Source organism: Streptococcus sp. ACS2 (assembly GCF_000525585.1).
In the GTDB taxonomy this organism is placed as follows: Bacteria; Bacillota; Bacilli; order Lactobacillales; family Streptococcaceae; genus Streptococcus.
This window is the reverse complement of record NZ_JALT01000024.1, coordinates 1-24,789: the sequence shown is the minus strand read 5'-3', so window position 1 is coordinate 24,789 and position 24,789 is coordinate 1. Positions and strand designations below refer to the sequence as shown.

Annotated in this window: 25 protein-coding genes and 1 tRNA gene; 1 reads left to right on the top strand and 25 read right to left on the bottom strand. The window is 41.3% G+C overall.

From position 1 onward, the window contains the following. Nucleotides 1-57: 57 nt before the first annotated feature. From nagA to HMPREF1517_RS04575, 3 genes are all read right to left on the bottom strand, one after another. Complete coding sequence (gene nagA / locus HMPREF1517_RS04585; protein WP_037599705.1) at nucleotides 58-1,206, bottom strand: N-acetylglucosamine-6-phosphate deacetylase; 1,149 nt, start codon at nucleotides 1,204-1,206, stop codon at nucleotides 58-60. An 84-nt stretch (nucleotides 1,207-1,290) separates the two neighbouring features. Continuing rightward, nucleotides 1,291-2,922, bottom strand: coding sequence for a Na/Pi cotransporter family protein (locus HMPREF1517_RS04580; protein ID WP_002890237.1), 1,632 nt, complete (start codon nucleotides 2,920-2,922; stop codon nucleotides 1,291-1,293). A gap of 137 nt (nucleotides 2,923-3,059) precedes the next feature. Next, entirely contained in the window at nucleotides 3,060-4,136 is a 1,077-nt protein-coding gene (locus HMPREF1517_RS04575; protein ID WP_037599645.1) for an SH3 domain-containing protein, read from the bottom strand. A gap of 224 nt (nucleotides 4,137-4,360) precedes the next feature. Between HMPREF1517_RS04575 and HMPREF1517_RS04570 the strand changes: the two genes are divergently transcribed. Continuing rightward, nucleotides 4,361-4,867 (top strand): YgjV family protein, encoded by a 507-nt coding sequence (locus HMPREF1517_RS04570; protein WP_037599703.1) that lies wholly within the window; start codon nucleotides 4,361-4,363, stop codon nucleotides 4,865-4,867. Between the two features lie 18 nt (nucleotides 4,868-4,885). On the opposite strand, the gene HMPREF1517_RS04565 is transcribed toward HMPREF1517_RS04570, so the two are convergent. The 22 genes from HMPREF1517_RS04565 to HMPREF1517_RS04460 form a co-directional block, all read right to left on the bottom strand. Then, nucleotides 4,886-5,707, bottom strand: coding sequence for a Cof-type HAD-IIB family hydrolase (locus HMPREF1517_RS04565; RefSeq protein WP_037599644.1), 822 nt, complete (start codon nucleotides 5,705-5,707; stop codon nucleotides 4,886-4,888). Nucleotides 5,708-5,724: 17 nt separating this feature from the next. Next, a complete protein-coding gene (locus HMPREF1517_RS04560) occupies nucleotides 5,725-6,381 on the bottom strand; it encodes a glucosaminidase domain-containing protein (RefSeq protein ID WP_002890229.1) in 657 nt (218 codons plus the stop codon). Between the two features lie 90 nt (nucleotides 6,382-6,471). After that, nucleotides 6,472-6,813 (bottom strand): P-II family nitrogen regulator, encoded by a 342-nt coding sequence (locus HMPREF1517_RS04555; RefSeq protein WP_021144573.1) that lies wholly within the window; start codon nucleotides 6,811-6,813, stop codon nucleotides 6,472-6,474. 10 nt (nucleotides 6,814-6,823) lie between these two features. Then, nucleotides 6,824-8,059 carry an ammonium transporter gene (locus HMPREF1517_RS04550; RefSeq protein WP_037599642.1) on the bottom strand — a complete coding sequence of 412 codons (1,236 nt, stop codon included), beginning with the start codon at nucleotides 8,057-8,059 and terminating at the stop codon, nucleotides 6,824-6,826. Nucleotides 8,060-8,195: 136 nt separating this feature from the next. Next, nucleotides 8,196-9,062, bottom strand: coding sequence for a 16S rRNA (cytidine(1402)-2'-O)-methyltransferase (gene rsmI, locus HMPREF1517_RS04545; RefSeq protein WP_037599640.1), 867 nt, complete (start codon nucleotides 9,060-9,062; stop codon nucleotides 8,196-8,198). 2 nt (nucleotides 9,063-9,064) lie between these two features. After that, on the bottom strand, nucleotides 9,065-9,385 hold the full coding sequence (gene yabA / locus HMPREF1517_RS04540; RefSeq protein WP_002887582.1) for a DNA replication initiation control protein YabA: 321 nt from the start codon (nucleotides 9,383-9,385) through the stop codon (nucleotides 9,065-9,067). After that, the gene (gene ricT / locus HMPREF1517_RS04535) at nucleotides 9,372-10,178 is read right to left on the bottom strand and encodes a regulatory iron-sulfur-containing complex subunit RicT (protein WP_037599638.1); all 807 of its coding nucleotides are present in this window, start codon (nucleotides 10,176-10,178) and stop codon (nucleotides 9,372-9,374) included. The genes yabA and ricT overlap by 14 nt, the downstream gene beginning before the upstream one ends. Continuing rightward, nucleotides 10,175-11,050 carry a DNA polymerase III subunit delta' gene (locus tag HMPREF1517_RS04530; RefSeq protein ID WP_037599636.1) on the bottom strand — a complete coding sequence of 292 codons (876 nt, stop codon included), beginning with the start codon at nucleotides 11,048-11,050 and terminating at the stop codon, nucleotides 10,175-10,177. The genes ricT and HMPREF1517_RS04530 overlap by 4 nt, the downstream gene beginning before the upstream one ends. Nucleotides 11,051-11,058: 8 nt before the next feature. Continuing rightward, nucleotides 11,059-11,688: a dTMP kinase gene (gene tmk / locus HMPREF1517_RS04525; protein ID WP_037599634.1), complete on the bottom strand. Its 630-nt coding sequence runs from the start codon at nucleotides 11,686-11,688 to the stop codon at nucleotides 11,059-11,061. 123 nt (nucleotides 11,689-11,811) lie between these two features. Continuing rightward, nucleotides 11,812-11,884 (bottom strand) — tRNA-Thr (locus tag HMPREF1517_RS04520). A 92-nt stretch (nucleotides 11,885-11,976) separates the two neighbouring features. Continuing rightward, a complete protein-coding gene (tkt, locus tag HMPREF1517_RS04515) occupies nucleotides 11,977-13,962 on the bottom strand; it encodes a transketolase (protein WP_037599632.1) in 1,986 nt (661 codons plus the stop codon). Between the two features lie 262 nt (nucleotides 13,963-14,224). Next, nucleotides 14,225-14,983: a triose-phosphate isomerase gene (tpiA, locus tag HMPREF1517_RS04510; RefSeq protein WP_002890214.1), complete on the bottom strand. Its 759-nt coding sequence runs from the start codon at nucleotides 14,981-14,983 to the stop codon at nucleotides 14,225-14,227. Between the two features lie 253 nt (nucleotides 14,984-15,236). Beyond that, nucleotides 15,237-16,433, bottom strand: coding sequence for an elongation factor Tu (gene tuf, locus HMPREF1517_RS04505; protein WP_002886182.1), 1,197 nt, complete (start codon nucleotides 16,431-16,433; stop codon nucleotides 15,237-15,239). Between the two features lie 236 nt (nucleotides 16,434-16,669). Then, entirely contained in the window at nucleotides 16,670-17,950 is a 1,281-nt protein-coding gene (gene ftsW / locus HMPREF1517_RS04500; RefSeq protein WP_037599630.1) for a cell division peptidoglycan polymerase FtsW, read from the bottom strand. Between the two features lie 259 nt (nucleotides 17,951-18,209). Continuing rightward, entirely contained in the window at nucleotides 18,210-18,626 is a 417-nt protein-coding gene (locus HMPREF1517_RS04495; protein ID WP_002890211.1) for a F0F1 ATP synthase subunit epsilon, read from the bottom strand. A 12-nt stretch (nucleotides 18,627-18,638) separates the two neighbouring features. After that, complete coding sequence (gene atpD / locus HMPREF1517_RS04490) at nucleotides 18,639-20,045, bottom strand: F0F1 ATP synthase subunit beta (RefSeq protein WP_002890209.1); 1,407 nt, start codon at nucleotides 20,043-20,045, stop codon at nucleotides 18,639-18,641. A gap of 75 nt (nucleotides 20,046-20,120) precedes the next feature. Further along, entirely contained in the window at nucleotides 20,121-20,999 is an 879-nt protein-coding gene (locus HMPREF1517_RS04485) for a F0F1 ATP synthase subunit gamma (RefSeq protein ID WP_002886026.1), read from the bottom strand. Between the two features lie 18 nt (nucleotides 21,000-21,017). Beyond that, a complete protein-coding gene (atpA, locus tag HMPREF1517_RS04480; RefSeq protein WP_002885972.1) occupies nucleotides 21,018-22,523 on the bottom strand; it encodes a F0F1 ATP synthase subunit alpha in 1,506 nt (501 codons plus the stop codon). Nucleotides 22,524-22,538: 15 nt separating this feature from the next. Continuing rightward, nucleotides 22,539-23,075 carry a F0F1 ATP synthase subunit delta gene (locus tag HMPREF1517_RS04475; RefSeq protein ID WP_002890205.1) on the bottom strand — a complete coding sequence of 179 codons (537 nt, stop codon included), beginning with the start codon at nucleotides 23,073-23,075 and terminating at the stop codon, nucleotides 22,539-22,541. Beyond that, nucleotides 23,075-23,572, bottom strand: coding sequence for a F0F1 ATP synthase subunit B (gene atpF, locus HMPREF1517_RS04470; protein WP_002886161.1), 498 nt, complete (start codon nucleotides 23,570-23,572; stop codon nucleotides 23,075-23,077). The genes HMPREF1517_RS04475 and atpF overlap by 1 nt, the downstream gene beginning before the upstream one ends. Nucleotides 23,573-23,592: 20 nt before the next feature. Further along, nucleotides 23,593-24,300: a F0F1 ATP synthase subunit A gene (gene atpB, locus HMPREF1517_RS04465; RefSeq protein WP_002890198.1), complete on the bottom strand. Its 708-nt coding sequence runs from the start codon at nucleotides 24,298-24,300 to the stop codon at nucleotides 23,593-23,595. A gap of 32 nt (nucleotides 24,301-24,332) precedes the next feature. After that, nucleotides 24,333-24,530 (bottom strand): F0F1 ATP synthase subunit C, encoded by a 198-nt coding sequence (locus HMPREF1517_RS04460; RefSeq protein ID WP_002886037.1) that lies wholly within the window; start codon nucleotides 24,528-24,530, stop codon nucleotides 24,333-24,335. Nucleotides 24,531-24,789 lie beyond the last annotated feature (259 nt).

Here is a 24,789-nt window from a genome sequence, read left to right as displayed (position 1 = left end):
ACCTTTGTAAAAATCAATAAAAAACAGCACCTTCATAAGAAAGTGCTACTCATACTCTTATTTTTCCCAACCTTTTCGTCCATCAACAAAGGTTGCTTGTAATTCCAAGGAGTCATCTAATACAATAAAATCAGCTGGTAAACCTGCTTTTAGGCTTCCGCAAGTATTTTCAAGCCCAACCGATTTAGCTGGAACACTAGTGGCCATTTGTAAGGCTTGAGCAACTGTCACAAGTCCCCAATCAACCACATGTTTGACACCGTCTTTAAGTTGTAAGATAGATCCAGCTAGATTACCACCTTCTTTGAGGCGGGCGGTACCATTTTCAACAATAACAGGAAGTTCGCCTAACATATAGTCGCCGTCCGGACAGCCTCCCGCTGACATACAGTCTGTAATTAGGGCAACTCCTTGAGGTGTCTTTTGCTTGATAAGAACCTTACAAGCTGCAGGAACCACGTGATGACCATCTGCAATCAGCTCACCAATAGTTTCTGGACTATCGAAGGCTGCCCCAACCATACCTGGCTCACGGTGGGTAAAGCCACGCATCCCGTTGTAGACGTGAACCCAAACGGACGCCCCGGCTTCCACTGCTGCCATGGCTTCTTCATATGTGGCATTGGAATGACCTAGAGCAATAGTCACGCCTTGCTTGGTCGCTTCTTGGATAAATTCAGCCACTCCCTCACGTTCAGGAGCAAGGGCCAATTTAATCAGTTTTCCTTGAGCCGCCTCCTGCCATTCCTTCAATTGTTCCACACTTGGATTGCCCATATACTTAGGATTTTGAGCTCCCTTGTAGGTTTCAGTGAAATAAGGTCCTTCAAAGAAGAGCCCTTGAATTTTGGCACCAGTCTCCTTACCAACCGTATTAGCTGTTGTTTGGCAAATAGCCTTCAACTCTTCAAATGGCGCTGTTAAAGCTGTCGGTAAGAAGGAGGTCACACCTGCTGAAAGCAAGGCTTGACTCATGCCTATAAGACTTTCCTCAGAATTATCCATGACATCATAACCCGCAAATCCATGAATGTGAGTATCTACAAGACCCGGAGAAATCTGATAATCACCGTAATCTAGCACCTCTGCACCTTCTGGTACATTTTCCGTCCAGTCACCAAAACAGCTATCCTCAACCGCTAGGTAGCCACCTTCCTTAATTTTATGTTCAAAATAAAAACGCTTGGCTGAAATATAATAGGTCATAGGACCACCTCTCATCATTTTTCTATGTTTTTAATACGCTTTCATTATAACAAAAAAGCCGAGAAATTTTCTCGACTTTCTCTATTAAATCACACCTTCTGTAACCTTTTCAACAAGGTTAATCGCATGGTCTGCGATACGTGTGTAATGTGAGAGGTAATCAACATAGTTGATACCTGCTTGCGCAGTACACTCACCATTGTTAAGACGTTTGGTATGTATTTTACGCAATTGTTTTTCAAGTTTTTCCAACTCTTCATGGCGAAGGATGACTTGACCTGCAAGTACCTTATCGTCATCTACAACAACACGAATACTATCAAGGGCGATACGGTGAGTACGGTTGTAAACATCCGCAAGCTCAGCCTTGGCAGTATCAGAAAATTCAATTCCCTTATTATGAATGTGTTGTGAAAGGTTTGCACTTGCAACTGCAAGGTCACCAATACGCTCCAAGTCACGAACAGAGTCAAGCACACTTGCCAACACTTCATTTTCAGAAACACTTAGAGATTCGTTAGAGATGTCAATCAAGTAAGTTGTCAACTCTTCGTCAATACTATTAACTGCTGTTTCATACTTCTCAACCTTATCGAAGTATTTTTCATCTCCCTTAGCAAAGAAAGCATAGGAAGCTTCCAAAGACTGGATGGCGTACGATGCCAAGTGCACCAATTCTTTCTTAGCATTACCAAGGGCGATAGCTGGTGCTTGTGTGATAAGCAAACGGTCCAAGTAGAGTGCTTCGTACTTGTTAATCTCATCTTCACCAGGAATAATCTTAGTCACAAGGTAAGCCAAGAGTCCGATGAATGGGAATTGAACAATAGTATTTGCGATGTTAAAAGTACCGTGAGCAAAGGCGATAGTCATCTCAGGTGTCAAACCAAGCACAGACTTAAACCATTGAATCAAGGCTGTAAATGGTACCAAGAGAATCAAACACAAGACGGTCCCAATGACGTTGAACAGGACGTGAGCCCCTGCCACACGTTTAGCTGCAATGTTCGAACCAAGAGCAGCTAGAACCGCTGTAATAGTTGTTCCGATATTATCCCCAAAGAGGATTGGAAGGGCACCTTGCAGGTCAAGCAAACCACCTGAATAGAGACTCTGAAGAATACCGATGGTCGCTGCTGACGATTGAATCAACATGGTCAAGCCAGCACCGATGATAACCCCCATGACTGGGCGATCACCCAAGGTTGCCAAGTAGTCCTTAAAGGCTGTAACTGACTTCAAAGGTTCTACCGCATCTCCCATAAGGTTAAGGGCAAAGAAAATTCCCCCTACACCAAACAAGATACGACCTAGGTTATTGAGCTTCTTATTGCTTGTAAAGAAGAGAAGCGCAGCCCCCAGGAAAATCACTGGAAGGGCATAGTCACCAAGCTTGAAACCAATCATGAAGGAAGTTACGGTTGTACCGATATTTGCCCCCATGACAATACCAATAGCCTGACGAAGACTTAAAAGCCCTGCCGAAACCAGACCGACGACAATAACGGTAACCCCTGAACTCGACTGAATCAAGGCCGTCATGACAATACCAATCAAAACCCCTAAAAACGGGTTGCTGGTATACTTATCGATGTAAAAACGCAACTTATCTCCGGCTGCTTGTTGAAGACCATCTCCCATGTACTTGATACTAAAGAGGAAAAGCCCCAAACCACCGAGGAAAGAAAACGCAATATCTTGCCAATTTACTGACACATTTTTGTCCTCATTATTTAAAAATTTTCGGTTAAACCGACCTTTCTATTGTATCGATTTATTAGGGAATAGACAAGGCTTTTTCCACAAAATAATAGAAAGATCAGAAGAAATTCTGACCTTTCTAGATATCTTATTTAATCCACTTGAACATAACGGCGAACACCACTATAGCTGATGTAAGAAATCCAACTATGACCGTCTTGAGTAACCTTCATATCAAAGTTAATCTTATCGCCTGCTTCTAAGTAAAATTCAACTGGAGCTGTATCACTAGGAGTATTTTTGACAACTGTGCGTTTGGTAAGCGTGTAACTGCCAGATTCTGCTATACCACCATCAATTGGAAGTTGATTGTCAGTAACTGTCACATCTTTAGGTAGCGTCACATTGTCTGATTCTTTAAAGTAGACCTTTGTTCCACCAGTACTGGTTACTTGAATGGTATCTTGTTCATAGCTAGGACCAGAAATAGCTGCCTTTTTAGAAACAAAACTAATATCGCCAACAATACCAGAGGTGTCACCCCTATCTCTTGAAAGAGTGGCATCATACTTACCTGAGCCTTCTTGATAATTATCTTTCGGGTGCACATAATTGTGAACTGTCGCTTGACCTTGGGCAGTGATATCTCCTACTAGACTAGTGTTATTAAAGACCAGACGACTGCCATCACTGGACTTCCAAGTACCAGCAATACTATCAAACTGACCACGCGCTACAGCACTCACATCCATATCCACGGTGGTTACTTGCGTATCCGTTTTAGATTGAGCTTGGCTGCTAGATTGGCTACTTGAAGCTTGGCTATCACTTGAGCTCTTTGGCACTTGAGATTGACTGGCTGAAGATTGGCTCTCGTTTGATGATTTAGGTGCTTGGGACTGGCTACTTGAGGGAACTGATGAACTCTTTGAAGATGATGACTGAGCCTGACTACTACTCGAACTTGGGACAGAAGCCTTTTGACTACTTTGCGTGCTTGAAGACTCCGTCTTTGAACCCGAAGATTCCTTGACCTTAGCACTAGATTTGCTAGTCTTACCGCTATCTTTACTGGATGTTTTAGCCTTACTTGATGAGGTCACCTGGCTGCTCTTAGGCGTCTTATCTGCTGAACTCGATTCCTTATGGCTGGAACAGGCTGTCAACAAAACCACTGAGGAAAGGGTAACCATGGAAAGCACGATTGCTTGGGAAAATTTGTTTTTCATAATTATTTCCTCATTTCTAGTCTATCGTAAAAAGTAAAGAAAGGACCTATGTTACAAGGCAACATCGGGTTCTCTCTACTATTAAGGGAACAATCTTTTCTACACTTTTATTATATCATTTTCTAATGTAAACGCTAACATATTAGGGCTGTAAATTCTAAAAATGAGATGAAAATCTCTTGAATCCTTGTGATATAATGGAGACAAAAATTGAAAGTTATACCATGACAATCTATCTTCTAGCACAAGTATTCTCAGCCATCGGAGCTCTCTGTGTCGCCATATCCTCTTTTGCAAAATCAAAACATAAAATGCTGGTCTGGCAAATTACCGACTATATTTTTACTGCTATTGCCAACCTACTTCTAGGGGGCTATACGGGTGCTTTAACCATTAGTATTTCCATCATTCGTAATAGCTTGATGGTCAAAAAGAAGATGACCAAGGCTATCTTGACCATCCTCATCATTATTCAAATCATCTTAGGATCCTACCTCAATCAGCTTGGACTTATTGGCTATCTGCCAATCATCTCTTCAGTCTCTTATAGTTTAGCCATTGCCATCACACGAAACCTTCAGTGGCTTCGCTGGGTCATCATTGAGAATATGTTACTCTGGCTCATTTACGATTTGACCATTCAGGCTTACCCAGCTGCCGTCACTGATGTCACCATCACACTGACTACTCTTGTTGCCATTATTAAAAATCGAAAAACCTTTAGCAGATAGAAGCTAAAGGTCTTTTTCTTATAAAGCCCAAGTACGAATAGCGTGGGCTACGCCTGCCTCGTCATTTGTCAAGGTCACATACTTACACAACTCTTTAATATCGTCACTAGCATTACCCAAGGCAACACTTTGACCGACGAATTTAAGCATTTCAAGGTCATTAGCAGCATCACCCAGAGCCATGATTTGATCTGGAGCAATTCCAAGTTTTTCCGCTAAATGCTTAAGTCCACTGGCCTTAGTTGCCCCCTGTGGCATGATTTCAAAGATATAGTCTTGGCTACGAACTGTGCTATAGCTTTGACTAAGTCTATCTTGCACAGCGTTTTGGAAGGCGTCCAAAGGTTCAGAATCAGCCATATACATGGCTTGGAAAATCACTTGGCCTTCCACAAAGATCTCTTCCAAACTTCTAGCCTTCGCTTCTGTGAAAACAGTGCTAGCATCATATGCTACTAGCTCAGGCACTTCATCGCCCACAACATAGTAAGTCTTCTCACCAGTAAAGGTTAGAGCCACCTCTGGAAAGCCTTCGCAAGCCTGCAAGAGTTCTTCCATCTCAGAGCGAGATAAACTTTCATATTGAAGCAAGTTCCAATTTTTTGTCTCATAAGTTGAACAACCATTGTTCATGATAATGTACTCTTCTTCACTCAGTCCTAATTTCTCAAAATGGGGAAGAATACCTGAACGTGGGCGTCCTGTACAAAGGACAATTTTGATACCTGCCGCAGCTGCTTCTTGAATAGCCTTAATATTCTCTACAGGAATCTCTTTTTGGCTATTTAAGAGCGTCCCGTCCATATCAATTGCAATGAGTTTCACTTGATTCTGATTCATTTTACTCTCCTTCGACCCTAATAAGTGTCATAAATGGTTAACTGGTATTGTTCAATGATGCTGTTTAATTTGTCTCCATAGGTTGTATCCGTAGCGTAGACCCCTGTTAGGGCAGCTGTGGCATCCTTATAATTCTTAGTCTTGGAACGGTGTACCCCTACATAGTAGCTGCCCTCAAGGAAGTCTACGTAGTCCTGTAAAGAATTTTCCACAGAGCCATAAGAACGAAAAGCTGCATCAATATAGTAAGGATTGCCCTTACCATCATCCTCCCAGGTTGGTAGGGTTACACTTTGACCATTGTAGTCCCCCTTAATTCCAAAGAAGTTATAGGACGGCTTCTGACTCAAAGTAGATTGTCCAGAGTCTGATTCCAAGATGGCCTGAGCAATCATGACAGATGCATAAAGATCGTTTCTAGCCGCCAAATAGCGGGACGTCTCACCAATCTCGGCAATAAAAGCAACCGTTGTCTCATCCGTAGATGTCATGTTCTTTTCCATGGTCAACCTTGGAAAATTTAAACTAGCTAGGAGTCCCAATAAGGCAAATAGGCCAATAAAAATCAGACTCCACTTCTGGAAAAATTTTGGAAAGAGCAAGAAAGACTTCTTTTTCTTTTTAGTTTTCTTAGGTCTAGCTTTCGACTTGCTTTTCTTTTTTCCTTTTGCCAATTGGTCACCCCCTCAATCATACTAACTTCTCTAAGTATATCAAAATTCACTAAAAAAGACCCAAACCAACCGGTTTAAGCCTTCATTATATTAAATGGCGTCTCCACCACGTTCACCAGTACGAATACGGATAACATCATCAATAGGAACGATAAAAATCTTCCCATCACCAACTTCTCCTGTCGCCACGGCACTACGAATAGCTTCAACAACTTCGTCAACTGCCATGTCCTTGACTACAATCTCAACCTTAACCTTAGCTAATAAGGTAGGAACAATGCGCTGTCCACGAACAAACTCTGCAAAGCCACGTTGATTACCATAACCTAGTACTTGACTCACAGTCATCCCTTTGGCCAAGCCACTACCAGTCAAGGCGTTTTTCAAATCTTCTAATTTATCCGAACGAATAATCGCTTCTACTTTTTTCATCTGTATTCTCCTACGAATCTAAGCCCATAAAGGTTGGATAGGCTGTTTCCTTGTGTTCACAGTCATCAAGACCAATAGCTTCATCACGGTCACTAACACGTAAAGGCATATAATGAGCAATTACTTTAATAATACCATAGGTCACAAGAGCAGACCAAATAGCTGTAAAAATAATAGCCAAAAATGTCACAATAAACAGATGCGCCTTTCCATAAATCAAGCCAATATTGGCCTTATCTAGGGCTAAATCTGGTGTCGTAAAAATCGCAGTGGCAAAACCACCAAAGATACCTCCAACACCATGGCAACCAAAAGCATCCAAAGCATCATCATAGGCAAAACGTTTCTTCAAGACTGAAATAGCATAGAAACAAATCGGACTAACCATAAGACCAATTAGAATAGCACTCCAAATTGAAACAAAACCAGCTCCAGGTGTGATTGCAACTAGACCTGCTACCAAACCGGTTGAACCACCAACCAAGGATGGATGTCCTGTGACATGTTTTTCAATTGCCAACCATGAAAACATGGCTGCAGCAGCTGACACATGAGTGGTTACTAGCGCGTGAACTGCCAAACCATTAGCAGCCAAGGCTGATCCTGCATTAAAGCCAAACCAACCAAACCATAAGAGACCCGCTCCCAATAGGACAAAAGGAACATTATGAGGACGGTGTTCTAAAATGCCAAAATCACGACGTTTACCAACAACGATTGCCAAAACTAGGGCTGATACACCTGAGGTAATATGAACCACATCACCACCTGCAAAGTCAATCGTCCCCCATTTTGCAAGGAGCCCTTCATCCCAAACCATATGTGCAAATGGATAATAGACAAAAAGTAACCAAAAAATAACAAAAATGGCTAAAGGTGTAAAGCGCATCCGTCCTACCACTGAACCCGTCAATATCGCCACACAGATAATCGAAAACATCATCTGAAAAGCAGCAAACAGCATATCAGAAATGGTTAAACCACGGCTTGAGGCCGTTTCAGACACACCATTTAAAAAAAGGTGACTGAAATTACCGAAGAAATTCCCATGACCGCCAAAAGAAAGCGAGTAGCCAACAACAATCCACAAGAGAGAAGCTATAGCTAAGGGAAGAACAGACATCATCATGGTATTGATAACATTCTTACGACGTCCAAGCCCACCATAGAAGAAGGCCAAGGCCGGTGTCATCAAACAAACCATGGCAGAACAAATCAATATAAAGGCACTGCTACCTGTATCCATGAAACCACTCCAATGCGTAAAATATTTTATGTCAGATAATATAACACAAAACCATGAGACAAACAAGTGTATTTACGGAATTTTTTGATAATTCTTTCTTTTCTAACATCTTGTGTTGCCACAAAAAAAGAGCCTCTTAAACCCCATGAAAAAGGTTATAAAGCTCTTGTCTATTCATTTTTCGCTCTTTAGCAACGGTTTTTATAGCCTGATTAGGTTTCATTCCAGAGGCAATTAAAGCTTCTACAGCCTCTACCGGGGTAACATTTGATGTTAGATTTTCTTCCTTATCATTTTCAGAAGCTCCAGCCACAATCAGTAAACATTCACCCTTGAGAGGATTACTAGCAATATAATCTAAAACTTCTGAAATAGATCCTCGTTGGTACTCTTCATAAAGCTTGGTCAATTCTCGAACTAAAGTTACTTGACGGTTGCCATAGACCGCATGCATATTTTCAAGGGTGTCCGCCACACGGTAAGGTGACTCGTAAAAAATCTGTGTCTCAGGATAAGACAGTTTTTCCTTGAAGAAATCAATCTGCTGTCCTTTTTTACGGGGTAGGAAGCCATAAAAAATATGAGGTTGGGGTGCTAAACCACTGGCAATCAAGGCTGTAATACCAGCCGATGCTCCCGGTAAGGCCACCACTGGAATATCCTCTGCAATGGCGGCTTTGACCAAATCATGCCCAGGATCCGAAATAGAAGGCATCCCCGCATCAGAAACCTGAGCCAAAGAAAGACCTGACTTCAAGCGCTCCAGTAAATCTGGAATTTTCTCATAAGCATTGTGCTCATGAAAAGAATACTGCTTCGTTTCAATCTCAAAATGCTTGAGCAAGAGACCCGTATTGCGCGTGTCCTCCGCACAAATAAGATCCACCTCTTTCAGGATTTGCACACTACGAAAAGTCATATCCTGCAAATTCCCAATAGGTGTGGGAACCAGATAGAGGGTACCGTAGCTAGATTGCCCCTTAAAACTCTTTTGAATCCGCATGCTTAGTCTCCGTACAACAATTCTGCACAGAAGCCACAAGCTTCATTATTATCACGACGTTGGCCATAAAAATCTGGACAAATATGGAATCCATCATCGTAAATAGCCTCGAGATTTACCTTACCATGAGACATTTTAGTCCCTGTCTCCTCTTGAACCACTTGACTCAAGTGCTCACGCAACTTGTCGTTTTCCAACTTTAGGGCCGTATTTTCATCAAGAATCCCTGAGAAGTTCGCCTTAATCGCTTCCACTTCTGCCAACATCGACATCAAATTTTGTGATAATTCCTCGAATTTATCATACAATTCACGCTTTTCCATTTAGCTGAACTTCCTCCACTCCATAAGTTAGGGGCGCACGCCCTTTTTCAAATACAACCTTAATGGTCCCTGCAATTACATCAATGGCAACAACCTGACCTGTGCCATCCTTGGTTTCAATGTCATCACCCAAGTCAGGATAACTAGCCTTGCTATCTCGGTAAAAGTCATCTTCATAACTGAGACAACACATAAGTCGACCACAGACCCCATTCATCTTACCAGAATTCAAAGATAAACTTTGGTTTTTAGCCATCTTAATTGATACTGGTGGGAATTCACCCAAAAAACTAGAACAACAAAGTGCCCGCCCACAAGGTCCTAAGCCACCATAAATCTTTGATTCCTCACGACTTGAAATTTGGCGCAACTCAATACGTGTCTTAAAGTAAGAAGCCAGATCTTTGAGCAATTGACGAAAATCTACCCGTTTTTCAGCAACAAAACTGATTAGCACATAAGAGCAATTTAGCGGAAAGACAATATCAACGACCTTCATTTCTAGCTGATTTTGAGCAATCAAATCAGCCACTACTCCCATACTCTTTTCAGCCTTCAAAAGATTTTCATCATATCTAGCGAAATCTTTCTCCCCTGCCAATCCTTCAACCCGATTCAAATCCGCAGGCAAACTAACCTCAGGAAAATCAGTGTTTTCCATGACAACCTGGGCTAGGCGTTTATCTTTTTTCTCCAAAACGACTACAAAGTCATCTTTGGCATAATTTTTATCAGGAACAACATATTCTACTGCTCCAGTTTCTTCAAATTTTATTCCAATGACTTCTGTCATGATAATACCATATACTCCATCGCATTTTGAAAGCTGACATTAGCTAGCCACATTTTTCGTGCCTCATAAACTAAGCCTAACCATCGTCTTGCTTGTGGATTTTGTATATCCTTCCCCAATTGATAAGTTAAAAAAGCCCAGACCATCTCTTGTTCCGACTTTTCACTACACTGGACAGCCAGTTTTGCAACATCCAAATAAAGCAGGTCCTGATTAGATAGCAGGGACTGTGTGAAACGCTCTACTGTATTAATCAGATCAAGAATCCTATTATCCTTAGCTAAGTCTAAAGCCTGAACATCATCTTTAGCAAAATCCGCCAACACTTTGGCTTGTGTCAGCAACAAGCCTTCCTTCTGCAGCAATTCTTCCAGATAAGCCCGATTCTTAGGAAAATAAAAGAGTTGAGCTCGACTTTTAATCGTCGGTAAAATACGACTATCATCAGCTGTCAAAAGAAAAATATAAATCTGACTTTGAGGTTCTTCAATAAACTTTAATAGACTATTGGTAGCATTGACATGCATCTTATCTGCATCACGAATGATAAACACCTGAGCCTGTCCCTCAAAACTCGATTGACTAAACTCTCTGGTCAACTGACGAATCGTGTCCGTCTTAATAATCTGTCCTTGTGGCTCTACTAATTTAACATCAGAAAAGTCCCCCTGTGCAATCAAGCGACAGGGACGACAATGACCACAAGGTAGACCATTCTCAGGAGTCACACAAAATCGACTCTGTGCTAGCCAAATAGCCATGTCGAGACTTCCAAAATCACCCGAAAACAAATAAGCATGACTCAAACGATTTTCCCTGATAATTTGTGAAAACTCTTCAAATAGTTTGCTTTGACTTTCAGCTAACTTCATCTTGCTCCTTATAAATAGCCTTTAATTACTTTCCAAGCGTCCTCTACAACATCTTCAAAAGCCTGTGAGGCATCGATTAGCTTGATACGTTCTGGTTCAGCCTGTGCTAAATCTAAATAACCTTGACGTACACGCTGATGCAAGTCAAGCTTCTCTAAATCCAACCGATTGACTTCACGTTCACCGCTGGCTGCAATGCGGGCCAAACCAGTCTCAGAATCCACATCAAACAATAGGGTCACATCAGGTTTATAACCATCAGTCGCATAGGCATTTAACCAGGCAATCTCATCCTGATTCAAGCCACGGCCAGTACCTTGATAAGCAACTGATGAATCAATAAAACGATCCATGATGACCATATTGCCTTTTTCAAGCTCTGGCAAAACCTTCTCAACCAGATGTTGACGGCGAGCCGCAATATAGAGTAAGAGCTCTGTCTTAGCATCCATAGCCGTATTATCTACATCCAAAATAACCTCACGGATTTGCTCTGCAATAGCTACTCCGCCTGGTTCACGTGTCGTCACGACTTTGGCTGGATAGGCTTCTCTAAGACGAGGTAAAAGCGCCTCCAAAACTGTGGTCTTTCCAGCACCATCTGGCCCTTCGATTGAGATTAATAACCCTTTTGACATGATACTTCCTTTTTTATTTTTTCACCTTCTATTTTATCAAATTTTAGCTTAAATGAACAATCTAGGACAAAAGAAAACAGAGGTTTCTAAAAACCCCTTTTTCTATCTGAATACTTCTGACCATGCCGATTGCAGGTTTCGAACCTGTGACCTACGCGTTACGAGTGCGTTGCTCTACCAACTGAGCTAAATCGGCTGACACAGTCATTCTAGCACTATGTCCTAAAAAGTCAAGTTCTGTATGATATTTAGAAAAAAGAACTTGGACGAACCAAGCTCTTTCTTTTCTTACAATGATTTGTAAAGTTGACTTGCATTTTCAACAGTGAAACCATATTCTTTAAAGATACAGTCACCAGGTGCTGAGGCACCCCAAGTATCAATAGTAAGTGTTTTACCTGCAAGACCAACGTATTTGCCCCAACCAAAGCTAGTTCCAGCTTCGATAGCCAAACGTTTTGTCACAGCTGCTGGAAGGACTTCTTCTTTATATGCGGCATCTTGTTCATCAAAGAGGTTTTGTGATGGCATTGAAACAACACGAACATGCACACCTTCAGCTTCAAGAGCAGCCTGCGTATCAAGAGCCAATTTCACTTCAGAACCAGTGGCAATGATGATACCATCAAGATCACCTTTTGCTTCTGAGATGATGTAAGCTCCTTTATTGACACCAGTTTCAGCATTTTCAGCAGTACCATCAAGGACTGGCAAGTTTTGACGCGTCAAGACTAGCATTGTTGGACGTTCAGTCTCAGCCAAGGCACGTTTCCATGCAGCATTAGTTTCATTACCATCTGCAGGACGGATAACGTTAAGGTAAGGCATTGAACGCACACTTGCCAATTGTTCGATTGGTTCGTGAGTAGGTCCATCTTCACCAACTGCTACTGAGTCGTGTGTCATTACATAAGTTACTGGCAGGTTTTGAAGAGCTGCCATACGTACTGCTGGAAGCAAGTAGTTTGAGAAGACGAAGAAGGTACCACCATAAACACGAGTACCACCATGAAGAGCAATACCATTCATCGCTGCAGCCATAGCAAACTCACGCACACCAAACCAAATATTACGTCCAGCATAGTTGTCTGCTTGGAAATCAGACTCAGCCTTAACCATAGTATTGTTAGAAGCTGAAAGGTCTGCTGAACCTCCCCAGAATGAAGGAACTTGTTCAGAAATCTGTTGGATAGCTTGTTGGCTTGATACACGGCTAGCTACTGCTGAACCCAATTCATGAGCATTCAAGTTAACGTGTACAGGTTCATTTGCAAAGGCAAACTTGTATTCAGCAGCCAATTCTGGGTAAGCAGTTTCATATTCTGCAAATTTAGTTTGCCAAGCATTTTCAGCAGCTTCACCACGGAATTTAATACCAGCTTCAAAACGACGAGCAACTTCATCTGGAACTGTAAATGCCGGTGCATCATAACCGTAAACACCTTTTGCGTGATCAATGCCATCTTGACCAATTGGAGCACCGTGGACAGCTGATGTTCCTTGCCCTTCAGCTCCATAACCAATGATTGTCTTAACTTCAATGATAGATGGTTTATCTGTCTCAGCCTTAGCTTCTTCGATGGCTTTAGCAATAGCTTCCAAATCATTACCATCTTTGACAAGAATGTGTTGCCAACCATAAGCTTCAAACTTTGCCTTAACATCTTCTGTGAAAGCCATTGAAGTTGGTCCATCAAGTGAGATATCATTTGAATCGTAAAGAAGCACCAACTTACCAAGTTTAAGGTGACCAGCAAGACTGGCAGCTTCTTGAGAAACACCTTCCATCAAACAACCATCGCCATGGAGGGCATAAGTATAATGGTCAACAATATCAAAACCAGGTTTGTTAAATTTAGCTGCCAAGTGTGCTTCAGCCATTGCCATACCTACAGCATTAGCAATCCCTTGACCAAGAGGACCTGATGTTGCTTCAACACCATCAGTATGGTTAACTTCAGGGTGACCTGGAGTCTTAGAGCCCCATTGACGGAAATTCTTCAAGTCGTCCATTGTCACATCATAGCCAGAAAGGTGCAATAGACTATAAAGCAAGGCAGAACCATGACCAGCAGAAAGAACAAAACGGTCACGGTTTGTCCAGTTACGGCTAGTCTTTGGATTGACATTCATCACATGGTTCCAAAGCACATAAGCCATTGGCGCTGCACCCATAGGAAGACCTGGGTGCCCAGAATTCGCGGCTTGAATTGCCTCGATCGAAAGCGAACGAATAGTGCTGACCGCCATTTGGTCAATTGCATCAAAAGTCATGATTCTAACTCTCCTTTTTTGGGAAAAAATGCGGAGCATACAGACTATTAGCGTCTGAGCTCTAGTTATACTATTTTAATTATAGCATATTATCTATCTCTTTGGGCAGTCCAATTCTATTTGTGAGACCCTAAACCTATAAAATACAGGACCTAAAGCGTTCGTTTTTACAAACCAATAGCATTTGTCTTATCCCAAGTAATTATTAAATCTATTCATCAAAAAACAAAAAAGCCGAGGGAAACCCCGACTTTATGTAAAATTATTTAACGAAGTCAAGCAATGCCAAGAAGCTTTCAGCTTCAAGTGATGCACCACCAACAAGAGCTCCGTCAACGTCTGGACAAGCCATGTATTCAGCAACGTTTTCAGGTTTAACTGATCCACCGTATTGAACACGTACTTTGTCAGCAACTTCTTGACCAAAGTCAGCAGCTACAACGTCACGAACAACTTTACACATTTTTTGTGCGTCGTCTTGTGAAGCTGATTTACCAGTACCGATAGCCCAGATTGGTTCGTATGCGATTACTGTTGAAGCTACTTGTTCTGCAGTCAATCCAGCAAGAGCAGCTGAAACTTGAGCACCTACGAATTCTGCTGCTTTACCAGCTTCGTAAGTTTCAAGTGATTCACCACAACAGATGATTGGAAGCATACCGTTAGCAAAGATTGCTTTTGCTTTTTTGTTGATGTCTTCATCAGTTTCGTGGAAGTAGTCACGACGTTCTGAGTGACCGATAACAACGTAGTCAGTACCGATTTCTTTCAAAACTTGTGGGCTAGTTTCACCAGTGAAGGCACCAGCATTTTCAAAGTAAGTGTTTTGTGCAGCAACTTTAAGGTTTGAACCTTTAGCAGCGGCAAGTACAGCTGTCAAGTCAACTGCAGGAGCTGCGATACCAGCTTCAACAAGATCTGATGAAGGAAGTTTTGATGCTACAGCTTCAACGAATGCTTTTGCTTCTTCTGGATTTTTGTTCATTTTCCAGTTACCAGCGATAAATGGTTTACGTGACATTTCACATACCTCTTCTTTTATTTATTTACTCGTTTATTTTATCACAAATCCCTTACTATTACTAGGATTTTAGGAAAATTCCGAAAACTCGATCTGCTTTATGTCTATTTATCACTATCAAAACTTAGCTTAAGGACCTTAAACAGTTTAAAAGTATAGAATACAAACATTTTCAAACACCAAAAAGAGCCGAGTAACCTCGACTCTCTCAATTATTGTCTGACGAATAATTGTATTGGGAACTTAATATTAATTAAGCTTCGATTTCAGATACGATACCTGAACCAACAGTACGTCCACCTTCACGGATAGAGAATGTTGTACCTTGTTCAACGGCGATTGGGTGGATCAACTCAACGTCGATAGTCACGTTATCACCAGGCATAACCATTTCAGTACCTGCAGGAAGTTCGATTGAACCTGTTACGTCAGTTGTACGGAAGTAGAACTGTGGACGGTAGTTGTTGAAGAATGGAGTGTGACGTCCACCTTCTTCTTTAGAAAGGATGTAAACTTCACCTTTGAATTTAGTGTGTGGGTTGATTGAACCAGGTGCAGCCAATACTTGACCACGTTCGATTTCATCACGTTGGATACCACGAAGAAGGACACCGACGTTATCTCCGGCAATACCTTCATCAAGTTGTTTACGGAACATTTCAACACCAGTAACAACTGCTTTTTGGATGTCTTCTTTAAGACCCACGATTTCAACTTCGTCATTGACACGAACAACACCACGGTCGATACGTCCTGAAGCAACAGTACCACGACCAGTGATTGAGAATACGTCTTCGACTGGAAGCAACAATGGTTTGTCAGTGTCACGTTCTGGTTCTGGAATGTATTCGTCAACAGTGTTCATCAAGTCCATGATGATGTCTTCGTATTTAGAATCACCTTCAAGAGCTTTAAGAGCTGAACCTTGGATAACTGGAATGTCATCACCTGGGAAATCGTATTCTGAAAGAAGGTCACGGATTTCCATTTCAACCAATTCAAGCAATTCTTCATCGTCAACCAAGTCAACTTTGTTCATGAAGACGATAAGGTGTTTAACACCAACCTGACGTGAAAGAAGGATGTGCTCACGAGTTTGTGGCATTGGTCCGTCAGTAGATGCTACTACAAGGATCGCACCGTCCATTTGAGCGGCACCAGTAATCATGTTTTTAACGTAGTCCGCGTGTCCTGGCGCATCGATGTGAGCGTAGTGACGTTTTTCAGTTTCGTACTCAACGTGTGCAGTGTTGATTGTGATACCGCGTTCACGTTCTTCTGGAGCAGCGTCGATTGAAGCGTAGTCTTTTGGTGTGTTAACTGCGCTAGGGAGACGACGAGCCAATACAGTTGTGATAGCAGCTGTCAAAGTAGTTTTACCGTGGTCAACGTGTCCGATTGTACCAATGTTAACGTGTGGTTTACTACGATCGTATTTTTCTTTTGCCATTTAGGAAAAGCCTCCAATAAAATATATTTTATAGATAGACAGTAGGCAATACAGTCTAACTTTACTCTACTATTCTATCAAAATGTCATAGAATTGCAAGTATTTTATATAGTTTTCAGTTTTTCTTTAGAGTAATTACAAATATCCCTTTCAATAATTCTATTTCTACTGCTCCTATTAGCTTTCACTATCTTCATACTACTGTCTAACACCATCTAACGAAAAAAGAAGCCGTATTAACGACTTCTTCTTAAAGGTACGATTTTTTCATCTTGATTTTCCAATTCTTGAGTCTGAGATAACTCATCCTCAATCGCTTGAACAATATTATCACGCTTTTCATTAGCAGCGATGTTCAAGACAAAGGCTATCCCAACTGAAGTCACTAAAAGAGAGTTACCTCCTTGCGAAAGGAAGGGGAAGGTAACCCCTGTTGATGGAATTAGCCCTGAGATTCCTCCGATGTTAACGAAGACCTGCATTAGCATTAAGGCACCTACACCCAATGCCATCATAGAGTTAAAAGGATTTCGTGCCTTTACTCCCACAATCATAATACGAAGAATGAGGAAAAAGAGGAGGGCCAGAATCAAGCCAGCTCCGATAAGACCTAACTCTTCAATTGCAATTGAAAACACAAAGTCTGTTGTAGCTTCTGGGAGATAACCAGTTTTTTCAATCGAATTTCCAAGTCCAAGACCGAACCAGCCCCCATTACTCATAGCATAGTAGGAATGAGATAGCTGGAGACCAGATCCAGTCAAATCCTTGAACGGATTAAAATATGCTGCGAAACGCTTGGCAACATAACCGAAGATAGGTACCTTAGCCATGGTTTGAACCCCAACCAAGGCAATTAAACCAAGGAAGGCTGATGAAATCCCTACAATGCCTGCAAATAAGGCCGTGAACCAACGGTAGCCAACACCAGAAATTGAAAACATAACTACCGTAGTCAACACAATGATAGCCGCATTACCCAAGTCAGGTTGGATAGCAACCAAACCAATCATTACAAGCAAATAAACACGCCAGTCATTAAGTTCCTTACCATTCCTAGGAATCCATCTATTCTTCGTCAAGGCTTGGTAGTCATAACGTTCTATAGCAGACTGTTTTTTTGAAAAAGTGTGTGCCAAAAACCAGACAACAATGATCTTAAGGTACTCCGCTGGTTGGAAAGACAAGGGACCAAGCACAATCCAACCATTGGCACCATTAATTTCCCTGGTGAAAAATTTGGCAATGACCAAAAGTAAAATCTCAAAGGCAATAACAACACCCAAAAGCTTATCTTTCCTAAGAAAGTTCAATTTCAGTCGGTAGATGAAAAAAATAGAGAACAAGGATACCAACCAAAAGGCTCCTTGGTTTATAACAGATGCGAAGGGATTGGCTCCCAAGGCTACTAAACGAGCACTTGTTGTTGAATACACTACTATTAAACCAACTATGGATAAGATTAAATAAGGTATTAAGATGGTGTAATCTAAAAGATGCTTCTTTTCAATTTTCATATCTTTAAAAAACTCATACTTTCTATTACGTTACTCTACATTTTCTCTTAAAATATAAAGCTAACAGCTTATATTATAACACTTTGATACCTTAAACTAAAGTAAAAGCTAAATTAACCGTTTTCAGGACTGGAAATTTGATTTTTTATCTTACCTTCAGATAGGTTTTACAATGAGCTTTCTTTGATAACTTTGCTACTTCTCATGTTTTCTTTTACGATAAATAAAAAACGGGACCAAAGTCTCGTTTTTTGTTGTCTTATTTTGTACCGACACTGATACGATTAAGTGCTCGACGGAGAGCAACCTGAGCACGTTGAACTTCATCAATACGGTCAGATTTAGTTGCTTCTTCCAAGTCACGTTCGGCACGTTGCTTGGCACGTTCGGCACGAGAAACGTCAATGTCGCGTTCACGTTCTGCTGAATCGGCAACGATAGTAATAAAATCATCTTTAACTTCGATGATACCACCATTTACGGCAATCCAATCGACGTGACTCTCGTCATCCACACGACGAACCTTGAGTTCATCCACTTCAAGTGGCGCAATCAAGTTAATATGGCCTGGCAAGATACCAATTTGACCATCTTTAGTAACCGCGTGGATAAAGCTGGCATGGTGGTCATATTTCAGACCATCCGGAGTTACCACTTGTACGGTCATTTGTGCCATATCTTCACCTCATTAGTAGCCCATAGCTTTAGCTTTAGCTACTACATCCTCAATTGGACCTACGCTACGGAAGGCATCTTCTGGAAGATTGTCATATTTACCTTCAAGGATTTCTTTAAAGCTACGAACGGTTTCAGCAACTGGAACATAAGAACCTGGTTGACCTGTAAACTGTTCAGCAACGTTAAAGTTTTGTGACAAGAAGAATTGGATACGACGAGCACGTCCAACCAATGTTTTTTCTTCGTCTGACAATTCATCCATACCAAGGATAGCGATAATATCTTGCAATTCACGGTAACGTTGAAGCACACGTTGAACTTCAGTCGCAACAGCATAGTGTTCTTCACCAACAATTTCAGGTGAAAGGGCACGTGAGCTTGATGCCAATGGGTCAACGGCTGGGTAAATACCCATTTGTGTCAACTTACGTTCAAGGTTGGTTGTTGAATCCAAGTGAGCAAATGCTGTAGCTGGCGCTGGGTCAGTATAGTCATCGGCTGGAACGTAGATGGCTTGGATTGATGTAACAGAACCTTTTTTAGTTGATGTGATACGTTCTTGCAATTGACCCATTTCAGTAGCAAGTGTAGGTTGGTAACCAACGGCTGATGGCATACGACCAAGAAGGGCAGAAACCTCAGAACCCGCTTGAGTGAAACGGAAGATGTTATCGATGAAGAGAAGCACGTCTTGACCTTCGACATCACGGAAGTATTCCGCAATTGTCAAACCAGTAAGAGCAACACGCATACGTGCTCCAGGTGGTTCGTTCATTTGACCGAAGACCATGGCTGTTTTCTCAATAACGCCAGATTCTTTCATTTCCCAGTAAAGGTCATTACCTTCACGTGTACGTTCACCAACACCTGTAAACACGGAAATACCACCGTGCTCTTGGGCAATGTTGTGAATCAACTCTTGAATAAGAACGGTTTTACCAACACCGGCACCACCAAAGAGTCCGACTTTACCACCTTTAAGGTAAGGGGCAAGCAAGTCGATAACTTTAATCCCTGTTTCAAGGATTTCAGTAGATGTTGACAATTCATCGAAAGTTGGTGCTTTTTTGTGAATTGGTTCACGCTCTGCATCTTCTGCAAAAGGTGCTTCCAAGTCAATGGTATCACCAAGAACGTTAAAGACACGTCCAAGGGTATCTTTACCAACAGGAACGCTGATTGGACGACCAGTGTCCAGAACTTCTAGTCCACGAGTCAATCCATCAGTAGATTCCATGGCAATGGTACGAACCACACCTTCTCCAAGTTCAAGAGCTACTTCGAGCACGATACGTTTAGACTTTTGTTCATCAGTATAAACGACCAATGCATTGTTAATCTCAGGGAGTTTATCACCAGCTGCAAACGCTACGTCTACAACAGGACCAACAACCTGAGCAATTTTGCCTGAGCTCATTGTTTTCTCCTTATGATAGTTTTTTGGATGACAATCATCCCTTTTTCATGTGTGTCTAATTAAGACAAATCTCTGCTATTCAAGTGCACTTGCACCACCAACAATTTCAGTAATTTCCTGAGTGATGGCAGCTTGACGCGCACGGTTATATTGGATTGTCAAATCGTTAATCACATTCTTAGCATTATCAGTGGCTGTCTGCATTGCAGTCATACCCGCTGCGTGCTCAGCTGTTTTGGCATCTACGATAGCACCGTAGATAAGACTCTCCGCATATTGTGGTAAGAGTTGATCCAAAATAGTGTCACGATCTGGTTCCAATTCAAACTTGGTCAACACATGACCTTCTGATTCATTGGGATCCAAATCAGCGATAGGAAGCATTTGTTCCACACGAACTTCGCTAGACAAACTGTTAACATGGTGGTTATAGCACACATAGAGTTCATCAAAAAGTTCATTTTGATACATTCCTACAGCTTTAGAAATGATTTTTCCGACTTGTTCAAAACTAGGTTGATCTTCAAGGCCACGAAGTTCAAAAGCAACATTCATGTTACGAGCCTTGAAGAAATCTGAACCTGTTCCACCAATAGAAATGATAGCATATTCATCTTCAGAATCATGGTCACGTTTAATCATGTCCAACACAGCTTTAAGAATTGTTGAATTATAACCTCCAACGAGTCCTTTATCTGAAGTAATGACAATGTAACCTGTCTTACGAACTGGGCGTGCATCCAACATTGGATTTGACGAACCATTAATCAATTCTGAATGTAGAAGATCTGTTGTGATCTGTCTAATTTTTGAGGCATAGATTTGGAAATCTTTAGCAGCTTGCTCAGAACGTGTCAATTTTGAGGCAGAAACCATTTGCATGGCTCCTGTGATTTGACTCGTTTTCTTAGTTGAAGCAATTTTTGCTTGGATTTCTCTTAGAGAGCCTGCCATATGCTGTCCTCCCTATTTCTATTTGTATTCTGACTGATCTTTGAAAGCTTGGATAGCTTCATTAAGTACAGATTCCTCAGGAAGATCCTTAGTTGTACGAATAGTTTCAAAGATATCCTCATGGTGACTATCAAAGTAGTCATAGAGTGCTTCTTCAAAATCCAAGATTTGATCAACCGGAACACTATCCAAGAAACCGTGTGTCAAAGCGTAAAGGATAACAACTTGTTTCTCAACTGGAAGTGGTTTATGAAGCGGTTGTTTCAAAACTTCGATTGTACGACGACCACGGTTCAATTTCGCTTGAGTCGCAGCATCCAAATCTGAACCAAATTGCGTAAAGGCTTCAAGTTCACGATATGAAGCCAAGTCAAGACGAAGTGTACCAGCAACCTTCTTCATCGCTTTAATTTGCGCTGATCCACCTACACGTGATACGGAAGAACCCGCATCAATGGCTGGACGAATACCTGAGTTAAACAAGTTTTCTTGCAAGAAGATTTGTCCATCTGTGATTGAGATAACGTTTGTTGCGATATAAGCTGAGATATCTCCGGCTTGCGTTTGGATGATTGGCAAGGCAGTAATTGAACCACCACCAAGATCATCTGAAACTTTAGCTGAACGTTCCAAAAGACGTGAGTGGAGATAGAAGACATCCCCTGGGTAGGCTTCACGACCTGGTGGACGACGGAGAAGCAATGAAAGTTCACGATAGGCCACGGCTTGTTTAGACAAATCATCATAAACAATCAAGACGTGTTTTCCGTTATACATGAACTCTTCAGCCATTGCAACACCAGCGTAAGGCGCGATGTAAAGCAATGGTGATGGTTGTGATGCTGAGGCAGTCACAACGATTGTGTAATCAAGAGCACCATGTTTACGAAGCGTTTCTACTTGTGTACGAACTGTTGATTCTTTTTGACCAATAGCCACATAGATACAGATCATATCTTGACCTTTTTGGTTCAAGATCGCATCAATGGCTACTGAAGTTTTACCAGTTTGGCGGTCTCCGATGACCAACTCACGTTGACCACGTCCAATTGGAACCAAGGCATCAATCGCCTTAAGACCAGTTTGCAATGGCTCAGAAACTGATTTACGTTGCATAACACCTGGAGCAGGTGTTTCAACTGGACGGAAACCTGTTGTTTCGATGTCACCAAGACCATCAACTGGTTGCCCAAGTGGGTTTACTACACGACCAATAAGGGCTTCACCAACTGGAACTTCCATGATTTTTCCAGTACGTTTAACAATATCGCCTTCACGAATTGCTACGAAATCCCCCAAGATAATGATACCGACATCATTAGTTTCAAGGTTTTGGGCCATACCATAGGCACCATTTTCAAATTCGAGCAACTCACCACTCATGGCATTATCAAGACCACGAGCACGTGCGATACCGTCACCGATATAGGTAACGACACCAGTTTCAGTGACGTCAAAGTTTGGCTGGAAGTTTTCAATTTGCTTTTTAATTAAAGCGCTAATTTCTTGTGCGTTAATTGCCAAAAGTCACACCACTTTCTATTTCAAATTCGTTTTAAAGGTTTGCAATTGACTGCGAATTGACGTGTCAACAACCTTATTTTTTGCTTTGATGACGAATCCTCCGATGAGGTCCTCATCAATTTTTTCTACTAAACGACGTGTCTTAATCTCAAATTTTTGTGAAACAATCGCCAAAAGTCGGGCTTTTTGTTCCTCAGACAAGGGACTTGCTGATGTCACTGTAACATCGTAAGTATTGTCTTCTTGATCAAAGAGCTCAAGGACCAATTTCAACACATCATAGAGAATGTTGGCACGGTCATTGAGTAAGATTACCTCAAGAAAATTGTTCATATACACTGAACAAGACTCTTGAAACAAGCTCAAACTTTCTTTTTTAGCTTCACTTGTCACATTTTCCTGCGACAAGAAGTTTTTTAGATTTGTTTCAGCAAAAACTGTTAGGATTTGCCTTACTTCTTCTTGGATTGTTGACACGGCGTCTTGTTCAAAAGCGACTTCTACCAGGCTTCTGGCATACTGCTCAACAAGAGCTTGTGTTTTCTTATCCATTAAGCATCTCCTAATTGATCAAGATAGCTATCAATCAAGTCAGATTGCGCTTTAGCATCAAGGTTTTGTTTCATAACTTTTTCCGCCAAGAGGACAGTTAAGTCTGCAACTTCACCTTTAACGCCAGCAAGTGCTTCCACACGGCTTTGGGCGATGTCTTGATTTGCTTTTTCTTTCAAGCGTTTAGCTTCATCATGTGCTTCTGCAATGATTTTAGATTCTTGAGTTTTACCAGTTTCCTTGGCCCCATCAATAATTTGAGCTGCTTCAGTGCGAGCACCTGCCAACTCATCTTGACGTTTTTGTGCCAAGCTTTCTGCTTCTTGACGAGCATTTTCAGCACTATCAATATCTGTGGCAATTTTCTTTTCACGAGCAGCAAAGATTCCTGTAATTTGATCCCATGCGAATTTACGGATGAGGTAATACAAGAGAAAAACTGAGCCGAGTGTGATAATGATATTACCAAGTGTCGTACTATTAATCAGTAATGACATTTCATTTCTCCCTTTCTTAATTATTCTTCGTTGACTTTATCACCAATATAGTTTGAACTTAGGATAATAAAGACATAGGCTTGGATAAAGCCGATAAAGGCTGAAAAGGCAACCCAGACAAGGTTCAAAGCAAAGGATACAGGTGCTGCAAAAGCAGACCAGGTCACCAATTGAAGAATCAAGCCAGTAAGTACCTCACCAGAATAAATGTTACCAAACAAACGCAAGGCCAATGAAGCAAGGTTGGTTAATTGTTCCAAAATGTTCATTGGGAGCATAGCTGGGTATGGTGAAAGGTAGCCCTTTAGATAGCCTTTAAACCCTTTTTTACGGATCCCCTCAATATGACTAATGAGGGTAATAATCAAAGAAAGAGTGATAGTAACACCGAAGTTCGATGTTGGAGAAGTCCAAAAATTGTAATGCTCACTTTTTACAGATACAAGCAAACCTAAGTTGTTCGCTGTAAAAACAAAGGTGAAAATTACAAACAAGAGCAAACTATAATTCTTCGTGAATTTCCCAAGATTTTGAGAAATGGTACTGTTCACAAACTCATAGATGAACTCAAGCACATTTTGTTTTCCCTTTGGTTTAATGGTCATCTTACGACTTGACCAAAAAACTACTCCAAAAACGATAATTACTGTCAAGAGAGACATGGCAAGGACAGTCAAGTCAAAATCAATCCCAAATAATGAGACGGTTGGATTACTTGTAGTTTCCACTGCTCATCCCTCCTTCATCTTTTATTTGTCTATTAGACAATGTAGCTAAGGGCAAACAATACGAAGAAGGTACCTTCGATAAAGGCAACACCAGTAAACATCAATGTTTGAAGTTTGCTAAACATCTCAGGTTGGCGAGCCGCAGCTTTAGCGATATTGGCAACGAGGATACCCTCACCAAGAGATACACCCATAACGGCCAAACCGAGGGCTAAGATAGTTAGATTCATAGTAGAATTCTCCTTTTTAATTATTTTTACCCTGCTATTTTAGTCCTATTTTCCACGAAAGTCAATGAATTGACGGTTTTTTAGACGTTTTCACTGACTTTGCCTAACGTTTTCATTTTACTTACACAAGCGTTTACTTTTAATGAAAAACTTTCTGCTTATTTCATAAAAACGGCTCTATAATTTCTGTAGTGGGTAAAACCACTGTAGAGATTATGGAGCTTTTTCAATGTACACAAAAAGTCCCATAAGAACTATA